The 23,761-nt window shown below is 32.9% G+C and carries 20 protein-coding genes; 6 read left to right on the top strand and 14 right to left on the bottom strand.

Features of this window, described 5'->3' with window-relative positions; all coding sequences use genetic code 11:
- Positions 1–108: 108 nt before the first annotated feature.
- Positions 109–591, bottom strand: a complete 483-nt coding sequence (locus ACJAZK_RS09775; protein ID WP_415223781.1) for a CCC motif membrane protein — start codon at positions 589–591, stop codon at positions 109–111.
- A 12-nt stretch (positions 592–603) separates the two neighbouring features.
- Positions 604–1,764, bottom strand: a complete 1,161-nt coding sequence (locus ACJAZK_RS09770) for a homogentisate 1,2-dioxygenase (protein ID WP_415223780.1) — start codon at positions 1,762–1,764, stop codon at positions 604–606.
- A 195-nt stretch (positions 1,765–1,959) separates the two neighbouring features.
- On the opposite strand from ACJAZK_RS09770, the gene ACJAZK_RS09765 reads away from it, so the two are divergent.
- Together ACJAZK_RS09765 and ACJAZK_RS09760 are read left to right on the top strand one after the other, a co-directional pair.
- On the top strand, positions 1,960–2,595 hold the full coding sequence (locus tag ACJAZK_RS09765; RefSeq protein WP_415223779.1) for a hypothetical protein: 636 nt from the start codon (positions 1,960–1,962) through the stop codon (positions 2,593–2,595).
- A 90-nt stretch (positions 2,596–2,685) separates the two neighbouring features.
- Positions 2,686–2,868: a hypothetical protein gene (locus tag ACJAZK_RS09760; RefSeq protein WP_415223778.1), complete on the top strand. Its 183-nt coding sequence runs from the start codon at positions 2,686–2,688 to the stop codon at positions 2,866–2,868.
- A gap of 263 nt (positions 2,869–3,131) precedes the next feature.
- On the opposite strand, the gene ACJAZK_RS09755 is transcribed toward ACJAZK_RS09760, so the two are convergent.
- Together ACJAZK_RS09755 and uvrC are read right to left on the bottom strand one after the other, a co-directional pair.
- A complete protein-coding gene (locus tag ACJAZK_RS09755) occupies positions 3,132–5,321 on the bottom strand; it encodes a patatin-like phospholipase family protein (RefSeq protein ID WP_415223777.1) in 2,190 nt (729 codons plus the stop codon).
- A gap of 44 nt (positions 5,322–5,365) precedes the next feature.
- Positions 5,366–7,159 (bottom strand): excinuclease ABC subunit UvrC, encoded by a 1,794-nt coding sequence (gene uvrC, locus ACJAZK_RS09750; RefSeq protein WP_415223776.1) that lies wholly within the window; start codon positions 7,157–7,159, stop codon positions 5,366–5,368.
- A gap of 98 nt (positions 7,160–7,257) precedes the next feature.
- Between uvrC and ACJAZK_RS09745 the strand changes: the two genes are divergently transcribed.
- Genes ACJAZK_RS09745 through ACJAZK_RS09730 form a run of 4 tightly spaced genes read left to right on the top strand, consistent with a single transcriptional unit; the run spans position 7,258 to position 10,150 of the window.
- Positions 7,258–7,692 (top strand): ATP-dependent zinc protease, encoded by a 435-nt coding sequence (locus ACJAZK_RS09745; RefSeq protein ID WP_415223775.1) that lies wholly within the window; start codon positions 7,258–7,260, stop codon positions 7,690–7,692.
- Positions 7,693–7,738: 46 nt separating this feature from the next.
- Complete coding sequence (rimK, locus tag ACJAZK_RS09740) at positions 7,739–8,608, top strand: 30S ribosomal protein S6--L-glutamate ligase (RefSeq protein ID WP_415223774.1); 870 nt, start codon at positions 7,739–7,741, stop codon at positions 8,606–8,608.
- 2 nt (positions 8,609–8,610) lie between these two features.
- On the top strand, positions 8,611–9,594 hold the full coding sequence (locus tag ACJAZK_RS09735; protein ID WP_415223773.1) for a succinylglutamate desuccinylase/aspartoacylase family protein: 984 nt from the start codon (positions 8,611–8,613) through the stop codon (positions 9,592–9,594).
- The gene (locus ACJAZK_RS09730; RefSeq protein ID WP_415223772.1) at positions 9,581–10,150 is read left to right on the top strand and encodes a 5-formyltetrahydrofolate cyclo-ligase; all 570 of its coding nucleotides are present in this window, start codon (positions 9,581–9,583) and stop codon (positions 10,148–10,150) included. The genes ACJAZK_RS09735 and ACJAZK_RS09730 overlap by 14 nt, the downstream gene beginning before the upstream one ends.
- Here the strand turns inward: ACJAZK_RS09730 and ACJAZK_RS09725 are convergent.
- The 10 genes from ACJAZK_RS09725 to panD all read right to left on the bottom strand — a co-directional run bounded on the left by ACJAZK_RS09725 (position 10,147) and on the right by panD (position 23,752).
- Positions 10,147–12,030 (bottom strand): hypothetical protein, encoded by a 1,884-nt coding sequence (locus tag ACJAZK_RS09725; protein ID WP_415223771.1) that lies wholly within the window; start codon positions 12,028–12,030, stop codon positions 10,147–10,149. The two genes, ACJAZK_RS09730 and ACJAZK_RS09725, sit on opposite strands and share 4 nt — an antisense overlap.
- Before the next feature lie 14 nt (positions 12,031–12,044).
- Positions 12,045–12,662, bottom strand: coding sequence for a lipoprotein signal peptidase (locus ACJAZK_RS09720; RefSeq protein ID WP_415223782.1), 618 nt, complete (start codon positions 12,660–12,662; stop codon positions 12,045–12,047).
- A gap of 133 nt (positions 12,663–12,795) precedes the next feature.
- Positions 12,796–13,176, bottom strand: a complete 381-nt coding sequence (locus tag ACJAZK_RS09715) for a TraR/DksA family transcriptional regulator (protein ID WP_415223770.1) — start codon at positions 13,174–13,176, stop codon at positions 12,796–12,798.
- Between the two features lie 3 nt (positions 13,177–13,179).
- Complete coding sequence (gene ileS, locus ACJAZK_RS09710; protein WP_415223769.1) at positions 13,180–16,653, bottom strand: isoleucine--tRNA ligase; 3,474 nt, start codon at positions 16,651–16,653, stop codon at positions 13,180–13,182.
- A 578-nt stretch (positions 16,654–17,231) separates the two neighbouring features.
- Positions 17,232–17,621: a hypothetical protein gene (locus ACJAZK_RS09705; protein ID WP_415223768.1), complete on the bottom strand. Its 390-nt coding sequence runs from the start codon at positions 17,619–17,621 to the stop codon at positions 17,232–17,234.
- Between the two features lie 824 nt (positions 17,622–18,445).
- Positions 18,446–19,804 (bottom strand): DNA repair protein RadA, encoded by a 1,359-nt coding sequence (radA, locus tag ACJAZK_RS09700; protein ID WP_415223767.1) that lies wholly within the window; start codon positions 19,802–19,804, stop codon positions 18,446–18,448.
- Positions 19,805–19,999: 195 nt separating this feature from the next.
- Positions 20,000–21,175: an alpha/beta hydrolase gene (locus ACJAZK_RS09695; RefSeq protein ID WP_415223766.1), complete on the bottom strand. Its 1,176-nt coding sequence runs from the start codon at positions 21,173–21,175 to the stop codon at positions 20,000–20,002.
- A gap of 92 nt (positions 21,176–21,267) precedes the next feature.
- Positions 21,268–22,407 carry an alpha/beta hydrolase gene (locus ACJAZK_RS09690; protein ID WP_415223765.1) on the bottom strand — a complete coding sequence of 380 codons (1,140 nt, stop codon included), beginning with the start codon at positions 22,405–22,407 and terminating at the stop codon, positions 21,268–21,270.
- A gap of 36 nt (positions 22,408–22,443) precedes the next feature.
- Positions 22,444–23,397, bottom strand: coding sequence for a lysylphosphatidylglycerol synthase transmembrane domain-containing protein (locus ACJAZK_RS09685; RefSeq protein ID WP_415223764.1), 954 nt, complete (start codon positions 23,395–23,397; stop codon positions 22,444–22,446).
- Between the two features lie 4 nt (positions 23,398–23,401).
- Positions 23,402–23,752, bottom strand: a complete 351-nt coding sequence (gene panD / locus ACJAZK_RS09680; protein ID WP_321221101.1) for an aspartate 1-decarboxylase — start codon at positions 23,750–23,752, stop codon at positions 23,402–23,404.
- Positions 23,753–23,761: the final 9 nt, after the last annotated feature.

The raw sequence follows: 23,761 nt of genomic DNA, 5'->3' as shown, positions 1-23,761 counted from the left end.
GCTATGCAAACTAAAAAAATCCTCAAATGATCAAAAAATCATCAATTTTCACTTAAATGCTAAAATTTGAAATCACTTCATATTTCCGAAGAAAATAAATTTATTATTTTAATTATTTAAACTGTCTATCTTTATTTTTATTAACTCCTCCAAATTAATGGAGTCTACTCTCATGCTATCTTCTTCTCTTTCAGAAGCATCAGTGTCCTTATAAATACTGTCGTTTTCCCATTCATAATTGAAATCATCTGGATTATTTTGCAACTCAATACCTTCCATAATCGCGGTCGAAATTAATGCACCATAAATTATAAAATATGCGATATAAAATAGTGTCACTATAGAACTTACTACTAAAGCAATGATGTTTAAAACCTTTGCTGTTGACACATTACTTTTACTTTGAGGCTCATAAATACTTGGATTTATTTGATATATTCTCAAGCTTTTATTTGCCATCACCAACCCAATGATACTAATAATTATAGGGATAAATGCAAATATCCCACAGCAACATCCTGCAAGGGATACGACTAGTGCGATTATTCCTAAAATCATGGCAGTAGGATCTGCGGGTAATTTATTATGCATCAATTGTTCTATTTAATGCTCTAACCAAGATTTATAATACGCTTCATCGGCTATCTTTAAAGCTTCTTCTGTTAATTGTAAAGGTTTAAATGTATCTACCATTACAGCGAGTTCATCTGTTTTTACTTTACCAATACTACGCTCTGTTGCTCCAGGATGTGGGCCATGAGGTATACCAGCTGGATGTAAACTTATGTGTCCTGCATCAATATCATTTCTACTCATAAAATCACCATCTACATAATACAACACCTCATCACTATCTATATTGCTATGGTTGTAAGGTGCAGGAATACTGTCTGGATGATAATCGTATAAACGAGGCACAAAACTACACACTACAAAGGCATCAGTTTCAAAAGTTTGATGCACTGGCGGTGGTTGATGAATGCGACCTGTTATAGGTTCAAAATCATGAATTGATAAGGCATATGGATAATTATAACCGTCATAACCAACCACATCAAAAGGATGTGAGGCATAGACCATTTCAAATATATCATCTTGCTTTTTGACTTTCATCAAAAATTCTCCAGATTCATTATTGGTTTCTAATTCATAAGGCTGACGAATATCACGCTCACAATAAGGCGAGTGCTCTAGAAGTTGACCAAACCAATTTCTGTAGCGTTTTGGTGTATAAATTGGTCTTCGAGATTCTACAATAAAGAGTCTATTGTCTTCGGTATCAAAATCCATTTTATAAATCACACCTCTTGGAACGACCAAATAGTCTCCATATTTGAAATCTAGATTTCCTAAATGTGTTCTTAATTTACCAGAACCTTTATGGACAAAAATGAGCTCATCGGCATCTGTATTTTTATAAAAATAGTCTGTTGTTTTGTTTTTTGGCGCTGCTAAAATAATCGTACAATCGCTGTTTGTAAGCACTGCTTTTCTACTTTCTAGATAATCATTTTCTGGCTTGATTTGAAAACCTCTTAAGCGATAGGACTGGATATGATTTGCTTTGGCAATTTTTGGGGCAACGCTGTATTGTTTGTTTATAGCTTTGACTTGCGTTGGTCGTTGCTCATGATAACTATTGGTGGACATGCCATCAAAACCTATGGTACCAAATAATTGCTCTGAATACAACGTCCCGTCTTCTTTACGAAATTGGGTGTGTCGTTTTGGTGGTATTTTTCCTAATTTATGATAGAAAGGCATAGTTGTGTTTTTAAGTTCTTGCAATTTTGCACTTCGACTGCACTCAGTGTGACATCCTCGAAAAACAAAATGTAAATAATAGATATAAAGATACAAATATGCTGATTACTCTGGGTTTCTTTTTATTAGAAACTGCAGATGACTTAATAAATCTTTGAAGATGAGATTTGACATGGGTGAAATATCGTCAAAATTTTGATGTTCGCAAAAGGCATGATTGCCATTTTTGCTATTAAAATAGCCCTAATATCGGGACTGTTTATCTTTCAATCCTGCCAGATAGATGATATCGAATCTAATCAAAGTTATATTGCAAAAAATAATTTCAAAAAATCTTTAGAAGAAAATATAAGCAATTTATATAAGATTAAGACACTAAAATCAACAAAACCTGGAGAGTCCAATTCTTACGCATTATATAATCGAGAATATGAAAGTGAAACACAAACCGTATGTTTTAAAGATTACAATCAATCAAGTGCTAGTGCTATAGAGAATATAGTGAATGATATTGAGGATATTGGTGATTTAATTGAAGCCAAAAATAATCATCAATTAATTATTGATAATTTTAATGATGATCAGACTAATAATGATGGCAACGAAAGTTCCGATACTACAAATAACAATGAAATGGAAAATTGCCTTACAACCATTGAAATACCTATAGAACCAATATTAGAAGCTTTAGAACCAGTTACAAATGCAGCTGTAGAATATTTTTATAATAATGGGTTTACTGAAAGCGATGTAATTGAAATGCTAGATGGTGAAGATCCTTCAACTTTAATTCCTTTAGTGATGTTAGCATCCTATGCTAATAATAATTAGGCATCTATAAATTTTTTAAATATATTTGGAGAAAGTGCTTATGCACAAGATGACACGACCTCTCATGTAAGTATTGTTAGAACATGCTTCATGGAAGCTACAGGAATAGCAACAGGAATGACATTAGTAGCTGCTTTAACTACTCAAACTATGGATAAGCAACTGGTAAAAAAATTAATGAAAAAAGTTGGAGCTAGAGTGTTAGGAGGTATAGGGTTAGTATTAATTATTGCAGATTTTAGTTACTGCGTTGCAACATTTGAAGATGTTTAAATTAAGCATTTTAAATATAGCATTAAATATTCCAAAATCCATTTTCATATTCATTTGGTGTTTTGCAGGCATAATTATAATGACCGTAGGGTTTGCAGATGATATTTTAAATAAAAATGAATTTTCAATTAGCGCTTTTTCACTTCAAATTAGCTGCTTAGCTTTTTTTCTTTGGTATAGCGTGTGCTATCTAAGAAGTAATAAAAAAGAGTAAATTTTTAGAGAAATATTAAAGCAGTAAGGCGTTTTCTTTACTGCTTTTTCTAAAACCAAAACCCCATATTAAAATACCAAACACTTTTACGCTGCTCTGGAGAGTAACTAAATTTAGCTTGTATTGGTCCTAAAAAGGTTTCAATACCATACCCCAGGGCATAACCTCTGTAATCTGGTAAGGAAAAATACTCTCCAGATTCAAATATATCGTTACCAATATTAGCCCAATTGGCTTCTAAAGTAATATGGTTTTTATTGAAAATCTCATAATCTGCCTTTACATGAGCTTTCACATAACTATTGCCCGTAATTGAAATGTATTCATAGCCTAAAAACGGAATGAAGTTATTTATAAAATTATTACCATAACCTCCTAATGCAAAATCTAAAGCATTGGTAGCGTTATCTCCAAATTTAAAACCGCCTCCTGTTTGAAGATTTAAACTCATATTTTGTGAAAGCCTAAATGCGTAACCCAAATCGGCTTTCGCAATAGAGAACTGTTCAAAATCTTTATTAAAACTTGAAGCGAATAAATAAGTGTGCAAATAGCCACTAAAATACACTCCAGTTGACGGGTAATATTTATCATCATAAGTGTCTAGTTTCAAATTTCCGAAGACACTAAAATAATCGGTATTTTCGAATAAAAATTCATCAGTTTCGGTATCAATAGTGATGGTTTCAGATCTAATGTTTAACCGTTTATGCTCTGCACCTAGACTAAGAGCAAAATCTTTTCTAAATAAGGTTTGCAAATAAAATTGATTGGTTTGATCCCTCAGCTTGACATCTAACTTATTAATTCCTGATTGAATAATTTGTGCTTCATCCAAAAGTAACTCACTATTAATGCTTTTTTCAAATTGATTATATCTCGAGCGCAAACCAATACTCCAATAAAATCCTTTGTCAATAAGATATTCAAAATTATATCTCACATTATCTCCTAAAATTATATCTAATGATACTATGTCATTATTAAAGAATAATCTTTTTGTAGTCAAATTCACAAGTGCCGCACTTTTGTACACATCATCAAAGTGTATGCCTAGCTTCAAAAACGTTGTTGTTCTAGATTCTCGAAGATTTGCTGCAAACTCATAACCCTCTGTATCCTTTGATTCTTTAAAACTATATTGAAAGGAATCAAAATTATTGGTTGCTATCAAATTGTTTACACCTTTATTGAAATTGGCATAACTTAACGTCTCATTCCCTTTGAGTTTTAACTTACCCAAAATATAAGATCGCGTGTAGCGATCATTACCTTTGATACTAATTCCGTTAATAGCAATACTATCTGCAGGGATTAAATCAATAAACCTACTATTAGTATCTCTATTAATTTTTGGCAATTTTCTTAAGGCCTCTAACTCTTTTAAAGCAGCAATTTCACCGTTTTTAATAATTTCTCTTCCTTGACTAAATGACACGACTGTGAAACCTATAATATTTGGTTTTATATAAATATCTGTATTTTTAGACTTTGATTTCATGTCATTAATAGTTCTAAAGTTATTAATTTGTGACAGCACGTCCAGAGCAGAGACCATCTCATCTCGTGTTGCCAAATCATCTTGTACATCAACACCTATAATAATATCCATCCCTTTTGCTTTAAGCTCCTCAATAGGATAATTATTAACCACACCTCCATCAATTAATAACTCATCACCTATTGCTACAGGTTGAAATAACGACGGAAATGCTCCACTAGCAGTAATAGACAGTGGTAAATTACCAGAATCGAGAATGACTGGTTTTCCGTTTTCTACATTAGTCGCAATGCAAAAAAAAGGAATTGGCAACTTCGAAAAATCATCTATCTCGCTTACATGAAGCGTTAATTTAGTTAATAAATTAAAAATATTTTGACCTCTAGATAAGGCCGAAGGCAACTTGAGTTTAAATCTATTAAAAGGAAGTATAACACCATATTTCTCTGTGTTATCCCGTTCATAAAATGTTTTGGCTGAGCGCGGTAAATCATCATTGATCACTGCGTCAAAATCTAAGCTACTAAAAATAGAATCTAACTGCATCCCTGAATAGCCAGAAGCATATAAAGACCCAATGATGGCTCCCATGCTTGTACCAGCAATATAATCTACTTTTACACCGAGGCTGTCCATCACTTTAAGAACACCAATATGAGCAAAACCCTTTGCTCCTCCGCCACTTAACACCAATCCTACTTTTGGCTTTTGGGTATTACTGTTTGTTTGCGCTTTCATTGAAAACGCACAAAACAAACCTATTATAATGATGTATCTATAAATCACTTTTTACTGTAATACGCTATTATTTTTTGAGCTCTTGACACTCCAACAACGGTTTCTAATTCTTCTTTTTTTGCTTCGGAAATGCGCTTCACCGACTTAAATTGCTTCATCAATGCCACAACCGTCTGCTCTCCAATTCCTGGTATGGTTTCCAACTCTGTATTAAGTGCCTGTTTACTTCTTCTATTTCTATGATGCTCAATCCCAAAGCGGTGTGCTTCATTTCTCAAATACTGAATCACCTTTAACGTTTCACTTTTTTTATCTAAATATAAGGGAATTGGGTCATCTGGATAAAATAATTCTTCTAAACGTTTTGCTATTCCGATGATTGCTATTGTGTTGCGAAGACCCAAAGCATCCAAACTTTTCAAAGATGATGATAATTGCCCTTTACCTCCATCAATAATAATTAATTGTGGCAAGGGCTGTTTCTCGTCAAGCAAACGTTTATATCTGCGATAAACCACCTCTTCCATAGACGCAAAATCATCTGGACCTACAACCGTTTTAATATTAAAATTGCGATAGTCTTTTTTACTTGGTTTCCCATCTTTAAAAACCACACATGCAGCGACAGGATTCGTGCCTTGTATGTTTGAGTTATCAAAACATTCGATATGACGAGGTTCATCAGGCAGTCCTAAATCTACTTTCATTTGAGCCATTATGCGATTGGCATGACGATCTGGATCTACAATTTTTACTTGTTTAAAACGCTCCATACGATAGTATTTTGCATTACGCAGTGATAAGTCTAAAATCCTCTTTTTATCCCCTAATTTAGGGACTGTTACCATTATATCCTTACCCAACTTTAGAGGAAAAGGTGCATAAATCTCTTTTGATGTGGAGTTAAAGCGTTGTCTAATTTCAGTAATTGCCAATTCTAATAACTGTAAATCGGTTTCATCCAATTTCTTTTTAATCTCTAAAGTGTGTGACCTAATGATACTTCCATAAGATAACTGTAAAAAGTTGATATACGCATAACCTTCGTCACTCATAATACTAAACACATCAACATTGCTAATTTTTGGATTTACAATCGTTGATTTTGATTGGTATTTTTCTAAAACCTCAATTTTTTCTTTAATACGCTGGGCTTGTTCAAATTGCATATCTTGAGCCAATTGTTTCATTTGGGTTTTAAATTGGGACAGTGAATCTTTAAAATTCCCTTTTATTATTTCCCTTATGGCAATAATATGTGTGTTGTATTCTTCTTCACTTTGTAAGTCATCACATGGTCCTTTGCAGTTACCTAGATGATATTCTAAACAAACTTTATACTTTCCTGCCTCTATTTTATCTTTAGAAAGATTGTAATTACAAGTTCGCAAACTATACAAACCTTTAATTAAATCCAGCAATATCCAAACCGTTTTCATGCTCGTATATGGCCCATAATACTCTGAGCCATCTTTAAAAATACGTCGTGTTGGAAACACTCTTGGAAAACGTTCATTTTTAATACAAATCCAAGGATAGGTCTTATCATCTTTAAGCAGCACGTTATATCGTGGCTTATATTTTTTTATGAGATTATTTTCTAGCAAAAGTGCGTCTGTCTCAGTCTCTACAACAATATGTTTAACGCTAGCTATCTTTTTTACTAAAACTCTAGTCTTACCATTTTCATGCGTTTTTGTAAAGTAAGAGCTTACTCTTTTTTTTATGTTTTTTGCTTTTCCTACATAGATCAACTTATCATCTGCATCAAAATATTGATATACACCAGGCTCTTGAGGTAAGGTTTTCAATTGTATGTCTAGTGTGGGTTTATCCATTTTATCAAAGGTAATCTTTAAAAAATATTTTCAATAGAATTTATTATAACAAGATTAATATAACTGAAGTTTTTGTTACTTTGCGTCCAAATTTTAAAATGCCAAAAAAAACTATAGGCAGAATAGATAAAGCAGATTTTTCTACTCTTGATTTATTTGATATTGATATAAAAATCGATACAGGTGCTTACACATCGTCTATGCACTGCCATAAGGTTGTTGAAGAAGACCATTTATTGAAATGCTTATTTTTTGATAAGGAACATCCTAATTATAATAAAAAAATCATTGTTTTTAAAAATTACTCTACAGCCAAAGTTAAAAGTAGTAATGGTATGGTACAAAATAGATACATGGTTAAAACAAGCATTATTCTATTTGATAAAAAATACAAAATTAATCTCACCTTAAGCACCAGAGATGAAATGAAGTATCCCATTTTAATCGGCCGAAAATTTCTTTCCAAAAAATTTATTGTAGACGTTAGTCTAAAAAACTTATCTTATCAACAGAAGTTGTCCAACCAAGAATAAATTTGCAAACTCTTAATCAAGTATAAAATAAAAATCGATTTACATAATGAAAATTATAATTCTGTCAAGAAACCCTCATCTATATTCTACAAAACGTCTTATTGAAGCTGCAAAAAAACGCAAGCACGAAATTGAAGTTATTGATCCTTTGATGTGCGATATTATTATCGAGAAAAAGAACCCGAAAGTTATTTTTAAAGGTAGAACTTTGGAAGCAGACGCTATCATACCTAGAATTGGCGCTTCTGTAACTTTTTATGGAACAGCTGTAGTAAGACAATTTGAAATGATGAAAGTGTTTTCAGCTGTAGAATCTCAAGCTTTAGTGAGATCTAGAGACAAGTTACGCAGTCTACAAGTGTTATCTAGAGCGGGTTTAGGAATGCCAAAAACGGTCTTTTCTAACTATGCCAAAGATGTACAAAGCATGATTGACTATGTAGGTGGAGCGCCTTTGGTCATTAAATTACTGGAAGGAACTCAAGGACTAGGTGTTGTATTGGCTGAAACAAATAATGCAGCAGAATCTGTTATCGAAGCGTTTAATGGGTTACAAGCACGGGTTATTGTTCAAGAATTTATTAAGGAGTCTAAAGGAGCAGATATTCGGGTCTTCATCGTTGATGGCACAGTGGTTGGCGCTATGAAACGACAAGGTAAAGAAGGTGAGTTTAGGTCTAATTTACACAGAGGTGGAAGCGCAAATATCATTGAACTTACAGACGACGAAGAAAATGCGGCTTTAAAAGCTGCTAAATCTCTTGGTTTAGGTATTTGCGGTGTAGATTTACTACAATCGGCTCGTGGTCCTTTAGTTTTAGAAGTCAATTCCTCTCCAGGATTAGAAGGAATTGAAACTGCAACTAAAAAAGACATTGCATCCAGTATTATTCGTTTTATAGAACGAAATGTGTAGATATGAAAATTGAAAATAAAGATTATTTAAATATTTTAGGCGAAAAAATTGCCTTGGGAAAAAGTGCAACTGTTACTTTTGAAGTTGCAAAACTACATACTCGTAATACTCTAGATGTCCCTATAATTATTGAGCGCTCAAGAAAACCAGGCCCTACAGTTTTAATTACTGCGGGTATTCATGGTGACGAAATTAATGGTGTAGAAATCGTTAGACAAATTATTGCAAAAGGGATTAATAAACCTAAAACAGGAACCATTATTTGTATCCCAGTAATAAATGTTTTTGGATTTTTAAACATGGATCGCTTATTTCCTGATGGCAGAGACCTCAATCGTGTGTTCCCAGGAAGCTCAAATGGTTCTTTAGCTAGCAGAGTCGCACATTTTGTAATGACAGAAATTATACCTCATGTAGATTTTGTGATGGATTTTCATACTGGCGGTGCAGATCGTTTTAATGCAGCTCAAATTCGCATCATAAAAGATGATCCAAGACTTGCCGAATTAGCTCATGTTTTTGGAGCTCCTTTCATCTATTATTCGCAAAATTTAAATAAATCATTTAGGAATGCTTGCAGTAAAGTTGGTGTACCCATGCTCTTATTTGAAGGCGGTAAATCTTTTAATATTCACGATACCATAACAAATACTGGTGTCAATGGTGCCAAGCGTGTTTTACATCACTTGGGTATGTTAAATAGTAAGTTTAAAGTCTCTAAACCTAAGACTCAAGCATTAATAATTGAGGATAGCAAATGGTTGAGGGCTAAGTTTTCTGGGATGTATAAACCAACAGTAGCTATAAATTCTTACGTAGAAAAAGATGATGTTATAGGAAATATTACAGATCCTTATGGCAGTTTCAATCATTTTGTAAAAGCACCTAATGCAGGCTATATTTTCAATGTCAATGAGTCACCAATTATTTATCAAGGCGATGCTATTTTTCATCTTTCAATAGGTTTAGATCATGACCAAAACTAAATTACGAACACATTATAAAACGCTTAGGAAAGCACTCTCTGAAAAACAAATAGAAGACTATAGCTTAAAAATTGCTAATCAATTACTTCTTCTTCCTATTTGGGATCATGAGTTCTATCATATCTTTTTATCTATTATTGAACATAAAGAAGTCAATACCGATTATATTTTAAATATTCTCTCAGGCAAAGACAAAAACATTATTATTTCTAAAAGTGATTTTTCTACACGAGAGATGTCACATATTCTGCTGACAGATAGTACGACCATTAAAAAAAATAAATGGCATATTCCTGAACCTGTAAATGGTATCACTATTACTCCAGAACAAATTGACGTTGTATTTGTACCTCTATTAGCCTTTGACGAACAAGGTCATAGAGTGGGTTATGGTAAAGGATTTTATGATAAATTTTTAGCCATGTGCAAACCAGAAACTCTTAAAATTGGACTGTCATTTTTTGAAAGCGAAAAAAAAATAACAGATGTCTATCAAGGTGATATTATCTTGGATTACTGTGTAACTCCTCATGACATTTATACCTTCAAAAACTAGTTCATACAACTTTCACAATAGGTCTCTCTCAAATAATCATCTTCTAATAATTGAAAGGTAACTCCTCCCGCTCCAAAAGGATTAAACAGTTCACAATAACGCGTTTTATTCATATTTAATGCATTCAACATAATCGTTCTATAATCTGAAGTTTTTGTTAGTTCTGGATTAATAATCGTTAAATTCAAATAGTAGAATAGCAAGTTTTCGTCAGTATCAATTTGCTTAACTTTGTCTTTTAAAAGCGCTACTGATAAATCTGTATTGGCATAGTAGCTAAAAAATTGTGCTAAACTCAAATAATCATAATCTAACAAATCAAATTTCTTATAATTGTTTTCTATAAACTTTACTGCTTTATCCTTATTTGTGTAATCTCGTTTACGCATTAAATTTTCGGCAATAACAACATGATAATTCACTAATATCCTAGTTATTAGAGCATCGCTTATTCCATAATTTTTCAAGGCGCTGATTTCTGCTTTCAGTTTCTTATCTTCAACATCAATCGCCTTTAATCTCCATAGTCTTAATTTAGTAACAGCAATATTATATTTGACACGTTTATCTTTGGGTGCTAATTTTTCAAGTTCCAGTAATTCATTATAAACAATTAAAACCTGAGGCTCTTCTAAAACATATTTATATGCAGCATTTTTATTTAAAAAAGTCATGTATTTTAACTGATTTGGCACTTGCATTTTATCCAATACGTCTGGAGACACTTCTTTATTTTTAAGCTTCTCAAACAAAGAGTTTTGAATTTTCAACGCTTCACCTAAATCATTAGATGCTATGGATGAATTAAATTTACTCAGAAGTTCTGTAGTATTCAAATCCTTGTAGACATCCTTCTTTTCTAGTTCTAAAGTAACTAATGCCTTTCTATGTTTCTTTAAAATAGGTTCCATTTCCGAAGACAATACGCCAACAAGCTTAGCTTTTATCTGGCCTTTACTCAACCTTTTTAAATCTTCATATTTTGTGTTTTCAATATCATTTAAAAACTCTACCCAGTTCTCTGAAGATGAAATCTCGTTTTTTATAGATGGTTTTTGAAAACTTTGAATTGCCTTTACAATACTTAAAGCTCTCTGTTCTTGAAGTTTGACGTTGCGCTCCAAACTTCCTTCTATAGACGAATACGCTTTTATATTAATTGATTTTATATTAAAATCTGTTAAACGCAAAGAATCATAAAGCGGTCTTATATCATCTTGAGAATACTCAGATTTGTTTTTTTTAAATGGAATTTTAAACTTCAGCGATTTGTTTTTTATTACATGACTGTCGCTTGAGGCTGTTTTTATTTGTTTCTCCTTATACGTAATTGAATCTAGATACATTCCCATATCCAATAAATCCCACGGGTAGGACTCCAAGTCATAAATCACATAATACTGACAGAGGTTTTTATTACTTAAAAACAATGTATTAAACTCAAGGTCTTTATTCAATAAATGAGCAGGAATACGTCCAACCAAAACACGATATAATGTGATATCTGATTTTTTAAGTCCTCCTTTAAGTCGTTTTGAATACACGGGTGGTAATAATAGACCTTTTATTTGAACACTTTCTATGTGTTCAACATTGCAAGCATAACGATCTTTAGCTACTATGTCAATAGCTATTCCATCATAAGCATCAACAAATAAACTATTAAACCAGTCTTCGTCGTTGGTTTCAAAAAATAAACTAGCGTTGACTCGTTTAATACCAAATTTAATCTCTTTTGGTCTATTAGAAAAGGCTTGATTAAACTTTTGACAAACTTGGCTGTCATATTTAGTGAAGTCAATTCCATATTGGTTTTGAGCAGTCATTATGTTAGAGAAGCAAAAGACTAAAAGTGCTATAAAAAAATATTTGAATTTCATGACTAGTTTTAGCTTTAAGAGTTTTTAAACGCACGCTTATTAAAGAAAATTAAAATCCCAATACCGGTACTAATCGCCATATCTGCGATATTAAATACAGGATCAAAAAAGGTGAAATATTCACCACCATAAAACGGGATCCACTCGGGCAGCACGCCACTCCACAATGGAAAGTGAAGCATATCTACCACTTTACCATGAAATATTGTATCGTAACCTTGTTCTGGGAGAAAGGTTGCAACTTGACTTAAACTTGAGTCAAAAATCAGCCCGTAGAAGACCGAATCAATGATATTACCTAAAGCTCCTGCAAATATTAATGAAATTGCAAAAATCAAGGTTTTAGAGCTTCTATCTGCTATTGATTTCTTTAACCAATACCCAATTCCAATGACTGCCACAATTCTAAAAATTGTTAGACTAACTTTTGCTGTTCTATCTGATATGAATGAGACAAAATCGCTAATTTTTGTTCCCCAAGCCATCCCTTCATTTTCAACAAAGGCAATTTGAAACCAACTAAAAACTTCTAATTTCTCGTTAAGTGTAAAGTGTGTTTTAATATAAAATTTACTTATTTGATCAATAAGGAGAATACTTAGAATTAGAATTGTAGCTTTTTTTAATGACATCATTAGAAATTTGTAAAACAAAAATAAGGTTATTATTGTAAATGAAGATGTAAAATCAAGTCTCTAGAAACAAAAAAACGCCTCAATTGAGACGCTTACTTTGAATAAAATAACTTTTAATAGAAATCTGTTACTACTGCATGTTTTTAGCTTCAATGCTTAATGTTGCATGAGGCACTAATTCTAAACGCTTTTTATTAATGAGTTTACCTGTAACTCGACAAACACCATAGCTTTTATTCTCAATACGGATCAACGCATTTTTAAGATCTCTAATAAATTTCTCTTGTCTAATTGCTAATTGCGAATTGGACTCCTTACTCATTACAGCACTACCTTCGTCGAAGGCTTTAAACGTTGGCGATGTGTCATCTGTACCATTGTTGCCATCATTCATATATGCACTTTTAATCAATTCTAGATCACGTTGTGCTTTTTTTATCTTTTCGTGGATAAGAATTTTAAATTCACTTAAGTCCTTATCTGAAAATCTTACAGTGTTTTCACTTGCCATATTTTATATTTTTTGAATAAATAATTTGGTATTTACATCATCAAAAGCAATTTCTATACCATTATTTAAATGTTCTACAATCTCTAATTTGTCGGTTAGAGTTTCTGTTTTGATATACTCTAAATTTGTTTCTATCGCATTTTTAATCTGTGCATCTCTTTGAAACTGAACACTGATTCTATCTGTCAATTCAAACCCTGAATCTTTTCGTAAGTTTTGAATTCTATTAACGAGCTCTCTTGCGATACCTTCTTTCTTTAATTCTTCTGTTAGCGTCACATCTAAAGCTACTGTCAATGCTCCAGAACTTGCTACGAGCCAACCCTCGATATCTTTTGATGTAATCTCTACATCTGACAGTTCTAAAGTAATACTTTTTCCGTTGATTTCCACATCTAAAGTACCGTTTTGCTCTATTTTTTTAATATCACTTGCGGCAAGACTGTTAACTGCCTGAGCCACAGCTTTCATGTCTTGTCCAAAACGAGGTCCTAAGACCTTAAAATTAGGTTTAATTTGTTTCACTAAAATACCACTTGCATCTTCTAAAACCTCAACTGCTTTGACATTAACCTCAGACTTGATTAACTCTGCAACTGCCATAATCTCATCCTTTTGCTCTTTTGAGTCTATAGGTATCATGATTTTTTGTAATGGCTGTCGCACTTTAATCTTTTCCTTAGCTCTTAAAGATAATACCAATGAAGAAATTGTTTGAGCACTCTCCATTTTATGTTCTAAACTCTTATCTACATAAGACGCATCAAATTTTGGAAAATCTGCTAAATGCACACTTTCAAATGATTCTTTATGGGTTACAGAGTTTAAATCCATATATAAACGATCCATAAAGAAAGGTGCAATAGGTGCTCCTAACTTAGCGATAGTTTCCATACAAGTGTACAATGTTTGGTAAGCTGAAATTTTATCGGTTTGGTAATCCCCTTTCCAAAAACGTCTTCTACTTAAACGCACGTACCAATTACTCAAATAATCTTGTGTAAATTCTGAGATCGCTCTTGCGGCTTTGGTAGGTTCATAATCCGCATAGTAATCGTCTACTTTTTGAATCAAAGTATGTAACTCAGACAACACCCAACGGTCAATTTCTGGACGTTCTGCTAAAGGGATATCGGTCTCACTATATGTGAATTTATCTAAATTAGTGTATAATGTAAAGAATGAATACGTATTGTATAATGTTCCAAAGAACTTACGCTTCACCTCTTCAATTCCCTCGAGATCAAATTTCAAATTATCCCAAGGATTCGCATTCATAATCATGTACCAACGCGTCGCATCTGCACCATAAGTATCTAAAGTTGTAAATGGATCTGTCGCATTACCTAAACGTTTAGACATCTTTTGTCCGTTTTTGTCTAAAACCAATCCGTTAGACACCACATTTTTGTAGGCTACAGAATCAAACACCATCGTTCCAATCGCATGTAAAGTATAGAACCATCCGCGAGTTTGGTCAACACCTTCTGCTATAAAATCTGCAGGAAATGATTTATTGTCATCAATAAGCTCCTTGTTTTCAAAAGGATAATGCCATTGAGCATACGGCATAGAACCAGAATCAAACCACACATCAATCAAATCGTTCTCACGCTGCATTGGTTGTCCGCTTGGAGACACCAACACAATCTCATCGACAATATTTTTATGTAAATCAATTTTAGCGTAGTTTTCTTCGGAAAAGTTGCCAACTTCAAAATCGTCAAAGATATCTTTAGCGAGTACACCAGCTGAAACTGCTTTCGCCATTTCAGATTTTAATTCCTCCACAGAACCGATACATATTTCTTCAGTTCCATCTTCAGTTCTCCAAATAGGCAATGGAATTCCCCAATATCTAGATCGTGATAAGTTCCAATCATTTGCGTTTGCTAGCCAATTCCCGAAGCGACCAGTACCCGTAGATTCTGGTTTCCAGTTAATGGTTTTATTAAGCTCGTGCATTCTATCCTTAACATCTGTCACTTTAATAAACCATGAATCCAAAGGGTAGTATAAAATAGGCTTATCTGTTCTCCAACAATTTGGATAACTGTGCTTATATTTCTCAACCTTAAAGGCTTTATTTTCATTTTTTAACTTAAGCGCTAAGCGTTCATCAACACTTAAATACGCTTTGAGATCAGAGATGACAGAACTCAAATATACTTTTTGCTTCTCAAATTCAGTAATTAATTCGTCATCACTCAAATATTCAGATTTCACATATTCTCCAGCGAAACCGTAAATATCATCTTTAATTTCCTTTCTAAAACGCCCTTGTAAATCAACAAGAGGCACTAAATTATCATTCTCATCTTTAACTAATAATGGCGGAATCTGTGGTGTTGCTTGTTTTGCAACTAAAGCATCATCTGCTCCAAAAGTCGGTGAGGTGTGTACAATTCCTGTACCATCTTCTGTAGTTACAAAATCTCCAGAAATAACTCTGAAAGCATCTTTCGGATTATCATTTGGCAGGGCATAAGGCAATAATTGCTCATAGGTAATCCCTACTAAATCAACGCCTTTAAATCCTTTAACAACGTAATATGGGATCTTCTTATCTCCAGATTTATACTCTAATAGTTCTGATTTTTCTTCTACCAAATTAAACTTTCCAGAGAACTGATTATTCACTAATTTTTTAGCCAAAACCACATTCATCGGTTGGAATGTATACTGATTGTATGTTTCTACTAACACATAATCAATCTTTGCTCCAACGGTCAACGCTGTGTTACTTGGCAATGTCCAAGGTGTTGTCGTCCAAGCTAAGAAATAGATATCCCCTTCATTTTGCAAAAAGCCTGGTAATGACTTTGCGTTGGCTTTAAACTGAGCAACAATAGTTGTATCTGTAACATCTTGATACGTTCCTGGTTGATTAAGCTCATGTGAACTTAACCCTGTTCCTGCTTTTGGGGAATAAGGCTGAATCGTGTAGCCTTTATACATTAATTTTTTAGTATAAATTTCTTTGAGTAACCACCAAACACTTTCCATATATTTTGGATCGTAAGTAATGTATGGGTCATCCATATTTACCCAATAGCCCATTTTTTGTGTGAGCTCATTCCAAACATCTGTATAACGCATGACTGCTTTACGACAAGCTGCATTATAATCTTCAACAGAAATGGTTTTACCAATATCTTCTTTAGTGATTCCTAATTCTTTTTCAACACCAAGCTCGATAGGTAAACCATGCGTATCCCAACCAGCTTTGCGCTTTACTTGGAACCCTTTCATGGTTTTATATCTTGGAAAGATATCTTTAATAGCACGTGCTAAAACGTGGTGTACTCCAGGTAATCCATTTGCAGAAGGAGGACCTTCAAAAAACACAAATGGCTCATTGCCTTCTCTAGTGGAAATACTTTTTTCAAAGATGTTGTTTTCCTCCCAATAGTTAAGAATTTCTTCTGCTACTTTTGGTAAGTCAAGTCCTTTATATTCAGGAAATTTAGCGCTCATGATATCTATATTGTAGTCGAGTCGCGAAATTAAGGAATTTTGGGAAAAATGTGGTAGTGGATTGCTTAAAAAAGGGACGTCGAAACTCTCATTGCTTTTTTAACCTGAAATTGTTGATTAAAAACACCAACAATGGCAATGGCTACTGAAGTTATTAGAGGTAAAGAATACATTGCTTCAGGAACAATTACATGTGTGTAATAGCTCTAGATTTAATTTGTGTTGTTCTAGCTCTTAAAACCGTTTAGAAAAACAGTATTTTTAGAACTATTATTAATACCACTAAGGCTACTATTCTTTTTGTGTTTTTCATTTTATGTTTAGGGAATAAATGTTCATTAACTAAGACACTATAAGGTCTAAAAAGTCACCTAACTATTTAGGTAATAAGGGCTGCTTTTTCTTTTCTCTAATCAAGAGCTGCGCGACAGTCATTGCAGTAATAGACCATGTCTATAATGTCTCCTCTTCTATATTTTCTTTCATTAAGGCGATCCACTATTTGCGTACAATTTTCAAAAGAAGCTATAGCCTCTTTTTTAAAATTGAATATTCCAAAAAGTTTGATAGCTTCCTTTTCACTTTCTTTTTTCAAAAAAAAGTATAGGATGTCTTGTAGTATAAGTTCTCATATCTAAATTTTCTGGTTTGTAATTAAATTCACCACCTGCTGACACCCAATTGGAACTTTCATCAACAAAAATGAATATTTCACCTAATTCTATCACTTCTAAAAGTTGCATCATTGAATGATTTTTTACATTGACATACAAGAAAGCAACATCATCAAGTGCACCATGAAAGGTTACTCTCTTAAGCATCAAATCAGTCCATACATCTGGTTTACTATAATCTTTCACCTTAATTTTAATTGAGGAGTTGAATGTTATTTTAGCATAACCTCTAATTGTAGTACCGTCGTTAAAATTAATAGTCGCCTCTTCATATGAATTAAATATATGTGGCACAAAAACGCTGAAGTCTTGAGCAGATAAACCTGTAGATATTAAGAAGGCTGCAAACAGTAAAAAACTTTTCGTGATTCAAAACTATGAAAAGGATATTGAAAAGAAATATTTTTGAGTAAATACCAGAGTAGGCGTTTCTTTATTAATTCATCTAGTCGTTATTTTGCTAAGATCTTTTTGGTTTTTATACCATTATCGGTTTTAAAATAGGCCACATAAGCACCTGTAGCTCATTTAGAAAGTTGTAAACCGGTATTCAACTCTTGATAATTTACATCTGTAAATTCTTGAACAGTTTGGCCCAGCATATTAATAACCAGAACTTGTTGTTGAATGTTCCAATTTCCGAAGAAAACTCATATCCATGACAACTTCTGAAATCAAAAACATTTCCAGTAAAATTATCTTTTAAATAGACGTCTTAATCGTCGTCATTATCTGTGTGTTGGGAAAAAGCACACTGAGGCACAGAAACAAGAATTACAAATGATACTATATATAGTAGTTTTCGCTTCATAGCGTAATGATTAATTTTAAAGACTAATGTCTTATTCAGATAGATTTTTAGAGGGGATATCTATTGGTTATATTACAAATTGGGAAACACAATTTATCTCATATCCAATATAATATTACGTATTAGTTATAGCTTTAAAAATTAGATAAAAGTTAATTTAGATGAAATGTCTAGGACATCAAACGAATAGCAAACTACCATAATTAAAAAGCAAAAAAACACTTTAGAAGACTCTATAAATTGGTCGTATTTAAACAAAAATATAATACAGAAAAAGCAATTTAAAAACTTCCTTTTTTGTGTTTCATCATATAATTAAATCAACCACATCTTCAATCTTAGAAATTAATTGAATCTTAATCACTGTGTTTTTTAAAGAAATCTTATTGTATTTAGATACAAAAATTGTAGAAAATCCTAATTTTTCGGCTTCCAAAATACGCTGCTCAACTCTTTGAACAGGGCGTACTTCTCCAGAAAGACCAACCTCAGCAGCAAAACAATAATCTTTCTGTAGCGCTACGTCTTCGTTAGAAGATAGGATTGCGGCTACAACCGCTAAATCTATTGCAGGATCATCAACTGTAATTCCTCCTGTAATATTTAAAAAGACATCCTTAGCACCTAATCTAAAACCTGCGCGCTTCTCTAAAACTGCCAATAACATATTCAGACGTTTTGCATTGAAGCCTGTCGCACTTCTTTGAGGAGTCCCATAAACTGCTGTACTAACTAAAGCTTGTACTTCTATCATCAATGGACGCATACCTTCTAAAGTGGCTGCTATGGCATTCCCAGATAAATCGTCATCTTTTTGAGAGATTAATATTTCTGATGGATTAGAAACTTCCCTTAAACCAGAACCTTGCATTTCATAGATTCCTAATTCATTTGTAGAGCCAAAACGATTTTTATTGGCGCGAAGGATTCTAAACACATGATTACGATCTCCTTCAAACTGTAAAACAGTATCCACCATATGCTCCAATATTTTTGGCCCAGCGATATTACCATCTTTTGTGATATGTCCAATTAAAATAACTGGTGTAGCAGTTTCTTTTGCAAATTTAATAAGTTCTGTTGTACACTCTTTTACTTGAGATATACTTCCAGATGATGATTCTATATAATCACTATGGAGCGTTTGAATAGAATCTATAACCACAATATCTGGCTCTAGTGATTCAATTTGTTTAAAAATATTTTGAGTTTTAGTTTCGGTAAGAATGTAACAGTTGCTTGAGCCAGGATTGATACGTTCAGCACGCATTTTTATTTGCTTTTGACTCTCTTCTCCAGAAACATACAAGGTTTTATACGGTAATTTAAGTGAGATTTGAAGTAGCAATGTACTTTTACCAATTCCTGGTTCTCCGCCTAGAAGTGTTAAAGATCCTGGAACTAACCCCCCTCCTAGCACACGATTAAACTCATTATCTTGTGTATCCAATCTAGCTTCTTGCGAGGTGTCTATTTCGTTTATCAGGAGTGGCTTCGAAGCTCTCTTAGCCGTGTTAGCTGGTGTTTTCCAATTACTTTTTTCAGGCTTTTCGATGACCTCCTCTGTAATCGTATTCCACTCTTTACAAGCGGAACACTGACCTTGCCATTTAGAATACTGACTGCCGCAATTTTGACAAAAAAATGTTGTTTTTAGTTTAGCCATATTTCTTTCTTCGGAAGAATTTTCCGCAGTTAAAATTTTAGCTAAATTAATATATTTTAATTGATATCCTTGAACAAACTTATTGCCGCTATAAATTTAAGCACCACCCTTTTCAAATTTAAATTGGATATAAAAAACTCTTTAAATTTGCGAAACAAATAGACAAAAACATAGTCTGTTGAGTAAATACTTAATTTAGTTTTCTTCATCATCTTCAGTTTCTGTGTCGTCTTCTACGAATTTTAAATCTTCCACGTGAGACATTATAAATTCCTTATTTATATGAGACATTTCATTTAAGTCAAGTGCAGATTGATATAATTTTACTGCCCTTTTAGTTTTACCTAATTTTTCAGCATGAAGGGCCATATAATAAGTTCCAAAGGAAGAACTTGGATTGAGCTTATTAGCTAATTTCCCGATTTTATAGACAGATTCTATGTCTTCCCGTTGATCTGCTAAAGTGATTAATCGTTGTAATTCTTCTTCGGAAATAGGCTTAAAAATTCCAAATAAATCATCAATCCGCTTATATCTATCTACAATGTAATCATCTAAGGTGCCTTCATATGGAAGTGCTTTCTCTCTTAATTCCTTATCATCAAGAGGTTTGTATAATTCAAAAATTCTGTCGAGTGCTTTAGATAAAGCTCCACTTACCAATGTATAGTGAGAGTCGCCAATGAGCTCATCAAAATAATAAGTCAAGTTTTGATTATCAAGCGTTTTTAAATTGTCATTTGTCGTTCTAATTCTGTCTCTTATAGATTTAATATCTCCATCTGCCGTTGCCAAATAATAAAAAACATCACTATCCAACCACTCCAGTCGAGTTTTAACGTTTTCACTCATGGTTCCCTTAAAATCAGGGCTTAAATTTATGTACGCTTGAAAAATCGGAGTATCATGGAATAAGAATGAATTGATAAAATTCCCCATTAAGTCATGACCAACGGCCACTTTAAATTTACTCGTATTATATTTAGAATCTATATACGGAATTAATTCTTGATCTATAAAGTTATAGAAACGATCACCAGATTCAAATGGAAGTCCAGTAACCTCATCAAAATAACTATCATAAAAACGTTCTTTGCCTTGAACAACTCCCACAATTATTGATTGTGGCATTTCATCAAAATAGGTTTGGTAACTGACTTGACCTGCTACGGGTTCAAATAGATATTCAGCATCAAAAACTATAATTACAGGATGTTTTAAATCTGAGTCGGGATTATAATCATCCGGAAGTCTAATTTTTAACTCTCTCGTAGCGTTGAGTTTTCGAGATTCAAACTTCTCATAAGTGACTTGTGCAAAAATTAATTCGCAAAATAATAATGAGAAGATAAAAAGAAGGGCATTCTTCATCTTAAGTAGGTTTTAATTTGGGGACTGTAAACATACCTAAAATTAGGTTTAACTACTAATTTATTCGATGAAATGCATAATTTAATTCAATTTTACTCTTGGAGATCATAGATTTTATCCAATAACATATCCTTATTAACGAACTCAGATTCTTCTAAAAGTAATCCAGATTGATACTCTATCAAAGCTTTTCTCGCATTACCATTCATCTCATGGTAAATCCCTGAATAATAAGAACTTATCATTGATTTTGGGTATTCTTTTTGAGCAAGCTTAGCTAAGCTTTTCATAGATTCTATATCATCTTTTTTATTCGTTGCCGCTAATATTGCTCTAAGGTCATTTTCAACTACTTTTTTTTCAAAGCCATAGAAAAACTCAATATCTTCATATTTTTTCATCAAATAGGCAAAAGGCCCCTCTTCATAAGTGAGTACTTTTTCGTTATATTCTTTTTTATTTATAGGTTTATATAAACCAAAAATTTCATTAATGGCTTTAGGTATTCCAAGCCCTACAAGAGAATAGTGGTCTGCATCTTTAAAATCATCAAATCGGTAATGTAACTTCTCATTCTCAATAGCACTTAATGCTGTGTTACAATCTAAAATACGCTCTCTTAATACCTTAACGTCATTATCTGCTGTAGCCAAGTAGTAAAATGTATCTTCAGTAGTAATCGATAATTTTTCTTGTAGACGATTTACCATTTCTGGGGATAAATCTGGACTAAAAGCAATATAACCTCTAAATAAAGGTTTATCCTTAAACAACCAATAGTTAATAAAATTTGCACTTTGGTCGTGGCCCACAACAATTCTAAAATTTGAAGTTAAATAGTTCTCATTTATATAGGGTATCAACTCCATTCCTATAAACTCAAAAAACTGAGAACCTCCTTCGTCTGACGGAAAATAAGTAGTCCCACTAAAAGATAAATCTACATCTCTTTTTTGGGCTTGATTAACACCTACAACTATAGATTTTGGCATATCTCCCCAATATGAGTGATAATCTGCATTACCAATTACAGGCTCAAATAAATAATCACCATCTAGTACGACGACTAAAGGGTATAAAATATCGCCTTCAGGATCATAATTTCTTGGTAATTGAATTTTAATTTCTCTTGTATCACCAAGTTTAGGCGATTCAATTGTCTCATAGGTGACTTGAGAGTTTGCTATGTGATACAAGAAACCAAATAATAGAAATAAGATAAATTTATTCATGATAAGCTCGGATTAATAATAAAGCAAGGTAAAAAATTATTTAATTCTATTGTAGATTGGTAAGTATATAAACGATAAACTTCCAGCAATGATAACCATAATTGTTTGTGAGGACCACATAATCCAACCAAAAGCGAAGCTTGGATCTTTAGCAATTCCAAAAACTGTAAATGCAGCCATAACTGCTACTGGATAAACAAAGATGCCTCCATTAGTCGCTGCTATTGTAAAACTTGCTGAAATAAAAGCTACTAATACTGCACCAATACTTACATTATTTAAATCAGGTAATGCAAAAGTTGTAACGTAAAACATCAAAACATACATTCCCCAAATAAATAAGGTATGCGCAATAAACGCCCATTTATGTTTCATCTTAAAAATACTTAACATCCCTTCCATTAAGCCTTTGAGAAATGTTTTGACTTTAATGGCAAATTTAGATTGGCCTCTATTTATAAATAAAAAAACGAGGATCAATATGAGGACTCCAACCGACCCAAATAATATCAGTTTTTTAGGTTGAAAGGCCCTTTGAAGAAGTTCCATTATGAAATCAAATTCCAAAATCAATGTAATTGTTATAATCCCTAACATGACTAACAGGTCTGCTATTCGCTCTGCTACTATCGTCCCGAAACTCTTTTCAAAAGGGACGTCCTCATAATTTGTTAGTACAGCAGCTCTCAAAACTTCCCCAGATCTTGGAATTCCGTAATTCGCTAAATAAGTAATAAAAACGGCCATGACACTATTTGGTAATTTTATTTGATACCCCATTGGCTCCAAAAGATATTTCCAACGATAAGCTCTTGATAAATGACTTAGTAATCCAAACAAAACACCTAAAGCAATCCACCAATAATTTGCTGATTTAATAAAAGGTATTATTGTTGAGACAGGTAATTTAGAAAATGTATACCACCCAAAGAATACGGCTAAAGCTAGCGGAATTATTAACCTTAAACGTTTTTTAATCTTAGGACTCAAAAGCTTATTTTAAGAGATTATTAGCTTCATTTGGGAATACTAGAGAAGGTTTAAATACTTTAGCATCTTCAATATCCATAAACGCATAAGTGATTAGAATAAGTGTATCCCCAACGGCTACTTTGCGAGCTGCTGCACCATTTAATGTGATTTCTCCACTATTTCGTGGCCCAGGAATACAATATGTTTCTAAACGTTCGCCATTATCATTATTAACGATTTGAACTTTCTCACCTTGAATTATATTTGCAGCTTCCATTAAATCCTCGTCAATAGTAATACTACCAATGTAATTTAACTCTGCACCTGTAACTTTTACTCGGTGAATTTTAGATTTTACTACTTGAATTTGCATGAGGTAAAG

Source organism: Psychroserpens sp., assembly GCF_047633235.1.
Classification (GTDB): domain Bacteria; phylum Bacteroidota; class Bacteroidia; order Flavobacteriales; family Flavobacteriaceae; genus Psychroserpens.
The sequence above is the reverse complement of the archived record's forward strand: the minus strand, read 5'-3'. Positions and strand labels throughout refer to the sequence as shown.